Annotated in this window: 7 protein-coding genes; 6 read left to right on the top strand and 1 reads right to left on the bottom strand. The window is 59.0% G+C overall.

Annotated elements, in window-relative coordinates; genetic code table 11:
• Nucleotides 1–61 precede the first annotated feature (61 nt).
• The 6 genes from EOA85_RS27300 (at nucleotide 62) to EOA85_RS27275 (ending at nucleotide 4,406) form a co-directional block, all read left to right on the top strand.
• Nucleotides 62–775 carry an ABC transporter permease gene (locus tag EOA85_RS27300; protein WP_127211846.1) on the top strand — a complete coding sequence of 238 codons (714 nt, stop codon included), beginning with the start codon at nucleotides 62–64 and terminating at the stop codon, nucleotides 773–775.
• On the top strand, nucleotides 772–1,605 hold the full coding sequence (locus EOA85_RS27295) for an ABC transporter permease (RefSeq protein ID WP_127211845.1): 834 nt from the start codon (nucleotides 772–774) through the stop codon (nucleotides 1,603–1,605). Before EOA85_RS27300 ends, EOA85_RS27295 begins: the two co-directional genes overlap by 4 nt.
• Nucleotides 1,606–1,668: 63 nt before the next feature.
• Nucleotides 1,669–2,538, top strand: coding sequence for an NAD(P)-dependent oxidoreductase (locus EOA85_RS27290; RefSeq protein ID WP_127211844.1), 870 nt, complete (start codon nucleotides 1,669–1,671; stop codon nucleotides 2,536–2,538).
• Nucleotides 2,539–2,546: 8 nt separating this feature from the next.
• Nucleotides 2,547–3,248 carry a DNA alkylation repair protein gene (locus EOA85_RS27285; protein ID WP_065010013.1) on the top strand — a complete coding sequence of 234 codons (702 nt, stop codon included), beginning with the start codon at nucleotides 2,547–2,549 and terminating at the stop codon, nucleotides 3,246–3,248.
• Nucleotides 3,211–3,789: a GNAT family N-acetyltransferase gene (locus EOA85_RS27280; RefSeq protein ID WP_127211843.1), complete on the top strand. Its 579-nt coding sequence runs from the start codon at nucleotides 3,211–3,213 to the stop codon at nucleotides 3,787–3,789. The genes EOA85_RS27285 and EOA85_RS27280 overlap by 38 nt, the downstream gene beginning before the upstream one ends.
• Nucleotides 3,786–4,406, top strand: a complete 621-nt coding sequence (locus EOA85_RS27275; protein WP_245486045.1) for a DUF3299 domain-containing protein — start codon at nucleotides 3,786–3,788, stop codon at nucleotides 4,404–4,406. Before EOA85_RS27280 ends, EOA85_RS27275 begins: the two co-directional genes overlap by 4 nt.
• 11 nt (nucleotides 4,407–4,417) lie before the next feature.
• On the opposite strand, the gene EOA85_RS27270 is transcribed toward EOA85_RS27275, so the two are convergent.
• On the bottom strand, nucleotides 4,418–4,909 hold the full coding sequence (locus tag EOA85_RS27270; RefSeq protein ID WP_006333679.1) for an Lrp/AsnC family transcriptional regulator: 492 nt from the start codon (nucleotides 4,907–4,909) through the stop codon (nucleotides 4,418–4,420).
• Nucleotides 4,910–5,033: the final 124 nt, after the last annotated feature.

Raw genomic sequence — 5,033 nt, 5'->3', positions numbered from 1 at the left:
GCGCAGGAGGAGTGACGCCGCGCTGCTCTCAAAGAACCCATAGAGGAGAACAGGCAGGCGGATGCAAAGCGTTTGGACGCTGCTCAGTTGGGGACCCGAGGGCTGGCTCGACGACATTGCCTACGGCGTTTTCATCACCGTTTCGCTTGCTGCCGCGACCCTGCCTGTCGGTCTGATGATCGGCTTTCTGGTCGCACTGGCCAAGCAGTCCAATGAGCCGTCGCTGCGGCTGGCCGGCAATATCTACACCACGATCTTTCGTGGATTGCCCGAGCTGCTGACCTTGTTCATGATCTTTTACGGCGCGCAAATCGGCATCCAGCAGTTGATGCGCCTGTATGACCCGGCCGCTGCGGTCGAAGTGAACGCATTTGTTTCCGGCATGATCGCGCTCGGCGTCGTCTTCTCGTCCTACGCCAGCGAGGTCTTCCTCTCCGCGTTCCGCGCCATCCCGAAGGGACAGTATGAGGGCGGCTATTCGGTTGGCCTGTCGGGCTGGCAGACGCTGCGACTGGTGGTGCTGCCGCAGCTTATTCGTATTTCCCTGCCAGGCCTTGCCAATCTGTGGCTCATCCTGCTCAAGGATACAGCGCTGGTTTCCGCCATCGGTCTTGCCGACATATTGCGGCAAGCCGGCGTCGCCGCCCGTGTCACCAAGCACGCATTCCTTTTTTTTGGGGTCGCTGCTCTTATCTATCTGCTCCTCGCCATCATCTCGTCCTTCGGCATCAATGCCATTGAACGCAGGGTTGGTCGACAACAGGTGCAGCGATGAGCGCGGCAGCAGCCGACGTGGCGACCAAGGTCGAAAAACCGCCAGCAATACCGCGCGGCTGGTCCCGGCAACGTGTATTGGGATATGCGTTGGTCGGTCTCTGGATCGTGCTCGGCATCGGCATGATTGTATACTTGGTCGAGGCTTGGAATTCCGAACTCTTCCAAAAATACGCCCCGGGCTACATCTCTGGCCTGGGCGTGACTCTCACGCTTGTCGCTGTGTCGATCGTGTTGGGAGCCGTCCTTTCAGTTCCTGTCGCCTACGCGCGGATGTCCAAGAACCGGATCCTGTCCAGCTTTGCCTACGCTTATGTCTACTTCTTCCGCGGCACTCCGCTTTTGACCCAAGTTTTTCTTATCTACTATGGAGTGGGTTCGTTTCGACCGGCACTTGAAGCTGTCGGCCTGTGGGGCTTCTTTCGCGAAGCCTGGTACTGCGCCATTTTCTCGTTCACCCTCAATACGGCAGCCTATCAGGCTGAGATCCTGCGCGGCGCAATCGAGAGCGTCCCCAGGGGTCAGTGGGAAGGCGCTGCCTCGCTTGGCCTGCACAAACTGCAAACACTTCGCAAGATCATCCTGCCACAGGCGCTGATCGTGGCGCTGCGTCCCTATGGCAATGAGATTATCCTGATGATCAAAGGCTCCGCCATCGTGGCCCTCATCACCGTCTATGATCTGATGGGCATTACGAAGCTCACCTATTCGCGCACTTTCGATTTCCAGTCCTATATCTGGGCGGCGATCATCTATCTGATCATTGTCGAGATACTCCGCCACGCGGTCGAGTGGGTAGAACGTCGTATTACCATACATCTGCACCGCTGACTCCCATAGCTTTGCCTGATCCGCTAAGAAGGCCGGAAAACACGGCTTGAAGGATTCGAAAATATGGCATCGGTGGCATTTCTCGGTCTTGGCGTCATGGGCTATCCAATGGCCGGACATCTCAGGAACAAGGGGGGCCACGACGTCACCGTCTACAACCGCACCAAGGCAAAGGCCGAGCAATGGGTTGCCCAGCATGGCGGGAGTGCCGCCAACACGCCGGCAGAAGCGGCCGACGGCAAGGACTTTGTCTTTTCCTGTGTTGGCAATGACGACGATCTGCGCGCTGTGACGATTGGAGCCGAGGGTGCATTCCAGACAATGGAGAAGGGAGCCATCTTCATCGACAACACCACGGCCTCCGCTGAAGTCGCGCGCGAACTGGCCGAGAAGGCGGTACTGGGCGGTTTCTCGTTCCTCGACGCACCGGTCTCCGGCGGTCAGGCCGGCGCCGAAAATGGCGTGCTGACCGTCATGGTCGGCGGCGAACAGAAAGCTTTCGAACAGGCGAAGCTTGTCATCGATGCCTATGCCCGTATGGTCGGGCTGATGGGCCCGACCGGCTCGGGCCAGCTCACCAAGATGATCAACCAAATCTGCATCGCCGGTCTTGTCCAAGGGCTGGCTGAAGGCATCCATTTTGGCAAGAAGGCCGGGCTCGACATCGACAAAGTCATCGAGGTGATCTCGAAGGGAGCGGCCGGCTCATGGCAGATGGAGAACCGCCACAAGACGATGAATGCCGGCAAATATGATTTCGGCTTCGCTGTCGACTGGATGCGCAAGGACCTCGGCATCTGCCTGGCGGAGGCCGATCGCAATGGCGCCAAGCTGCCGGTGACGGCACTTGTCGACCAATTCTACAAGGATGTGCAGGGGATGGGCGGCAAACGCTGGGACACGTCCTCTTTGCTGGCGCGATTGGAAAAGTAGGTATTGTCGTGGCCGAGCTGTCGCCTCAAGCCAGCGCCGAGGAAATTGTCGACCACCTGCGCTCGGTCGGCTCGGAGGAGAACCGCCTTGGCATGCTGCGCTACGGCATCAAGATCGAACGTGCGCTCGGTATCTCGCATGGTGTGCAGCGGCAGATTGCCAAGAAAATCAAGCGCAACCATGAGCGAGCCTTCGAGCTATGGCAGACAGGCATCGTGGAAGCGCAGTTCATCGCTTCCGTCACGGCCGATCCGAAGCGGTTCACTGCCGCGGATGCAAGACGATGGGCGGCGACTTTCGACTCATGGGATATCGTCGACGGCGTCTCCGATCTCTTTGTCGATACTGATTGCTGGAGGGAACTGATCGCCGAATTCGCAGTCGACGAACGGGAATTCGTTCGACGCACCGCTTTTGCCATGATGGCCTGGTCGGTGGTCCACCGGAAGAATGAACCAGAGGCGACCTTTCTCGACTTCCTGTCGATCATCGAAGTGCACGCCACCGACGGCCGCAATTTTGTGAAGAAGGCGGTGAACTGGGCGCTTCGTTCGATCGGCAAGCGATCGATGAATTTGCACGGTGCTGCCCTTGCCCTGGCACAAAAGCTGGCTGTTTCGACCGACAAGACGGCGCGCTGGATCGGCAAGGATGCTGCAAGGGAACTTTCCGATGCCAAAACGCTCGAGCGGCTCGCCAGGAAAGGCTGACTGGGGCGAAATCCACTTTACTGAGGTGACGCGATCGACGCGCGCCGATTTCGAAAATCTGTTCGAACAGGCGGGCGGCCCGAAATATTGCTGGTGCACGGCCTGGCGCAATCTCAATAACCGTGAGCACCTGGGCAACGATGAGAGGAAACGCGCCATGATGGCACTCATCGCGGCCGGCACACCGGTCGGCATTGTCGCTCATGCGGAAGGCAAGACAATAGGCTGGTGCTCGGTGGCGCCGCGCGAGACCTACCGCAAGCTGTCGCCGCAACAGGACGACAGCCAGGCGGGCGTCTGGTCGATCGTCTGCTTCTATGTGCCGAGGGCATTGCACGGCCGAGGGCTGGCAACCGCACTGCTCGACGCGGCCATCGATCACGCCTTCGCTAAAGGCGCCAGGACGATCGAGGCCTATCCGGTCGACCAGGCATCGCCGAGTTACCGTTTCATGGGCTTCCGAGACATTTTCGTGGCCCGCGGATTCCACGAGATCGGCATGGCCGGCTCGCGCCGGCATGTGATGCGGCTCGAACGTTGACGCTGTCGGCGACGGCAGCTTTACTCCTGTCAAATGGAGAGCACACGATGAGCAATCGACTCAAATCGACAGCGGCGCTGGGGGCCGTGCTGATTTCCATCGCGGCGGGCAGCGCTTCCGCCGAAGCCGCGCGGATATTCTGGAAGGATCTGCGTCCGGCGACCCAGCCCGCTGCCGAAAGTGTCGGTTTGCCGATGATCGCGGCAAAAATGCCTGATCATGGCGAGACGCTGTCTCTCAATCTGCGGGACAAGACCGTCCAACTGGCGGGGTACGCGCTGCCGGTCGATCGCGAGGGCGATCTCGTCTACCAATTCCTGCTGGTACCGTGGACGGGTGCGTGCAGCCACATGCCGACGCCGCCGCCCAATCAGATCGTCCTCGTCACGCCTGCGCATCCCTACAGGATGTCGAAGGCTTACCAGCCGGTTTCCGTGACCGGTGCCCTGAAGCCGGGCATGGAGAAAAGTCAGCTCTTCATTCTCGACGGCGCCAGCGTCATCCAGTCGGGCTACGCGCTGCGCAAGGCGGAAGTGGTGGATATCGATGTGGTGCCGGACACCATCACGCAGCCGGCAAACTCGCCGTGGCATTTTCTCAACAAAAAGAATAACTAAGCAAAAAATCCTCAGGCAGCGTTGGCGCCCGATTCCTTGTCCAGCACCATGTAGTCCAGCGGCATTTCGGTCGTGTACTTGATCTGCTCCATGGCAAACGACGACGAGACATCGCGAATCTCGATCTTGGCGATCAGCCGCTTGTAGAAGGCGTCGTAAGCAGCGATGTCGGGCACCACCACGCGCAAGAGATAGTCGACGTCGCCGCTCATGCGGTAGAACTCGACCACTTCCGGAAATTCCTGGATGACCTCCGAAAAGCGCCGCAGCCATTCATGGCTGTGCGAATTGGTGCGGATTGACACGAATACGGTGACGCGCACATTGACCTTTTCATGATCGAGGATGGCGACGCGCCGCTTGATGACGCCCTCCTCCTCGAGCTTCTGGATGCGACGCCAGCACGGCGTGGTCGACAGGCCGACTTTCTTGGCGACATCGGCCACCGCGAGCGTCGCGTCCTCCTGCAAGAGACGGAGGATTTTTCTATCAAGGCGGTCCATTTGGTGCTCCCACGGGGATAGACTAGGAATAGATTGGCTATAGTCCTTCTTATTATGGCCATTCACAAGAAAGAATTTCTGCCAAATGGCACAAAAGCAAGTGATTTCTTGCTCAAGCCTCAGC

Source organism: Mesorhizobium sp. M5C.F.Ca.IN.020.29.1.1, assembly GCF_003997375.1.
Classification (GTDB): Bacteria; Pseudomonadota; Alphaproteobacteria; order Rhizobiales; family Rhizobiaceae; genus Mesorhizobium; species Mesorhizobium wenxiniae.
This window is presented reverse-complemented; position numbering and strand designations above follow the sequence as displayed.

Coding starts and splice junctions, on each gene's coding strand:
- EOA85_RS27280 (WP_127211843.1), top strand. CDS start 3,211: ATGCCAAAACGCTCGAGCGGCTCGCCAGGAAAGGCTGACTGGGGCGAA.
- EOA85_RS27270 (WP_006333679.1), bottom strand. CDS start 4,909: ATGGACCGCCTTGATAGAAAAATCCTCCGTCTCTTGCAGGAGGACGCG.
- EOA85_RS27295 (WP_127211845.1), top strand. CDS start 772: ATGAGCGCGGCAGCAGCCGACGTGGCGACCAAGGTCGAAAAACCGCCA.
- EOA85_RS27300 (WP_127211846.1), top strand. CDS start 62: ATGCAAAGCGTTTGGACGCTGCTCAGTTGGGGACCCGAGGGCTGGCTC.
- EOA85_RS27290 (WP_127211844.1), top strand. CDS start 1,669: ATGGCATCGGTGGCATTTCTCGGTCTTGGCGTCATGGGCTATCCAATG.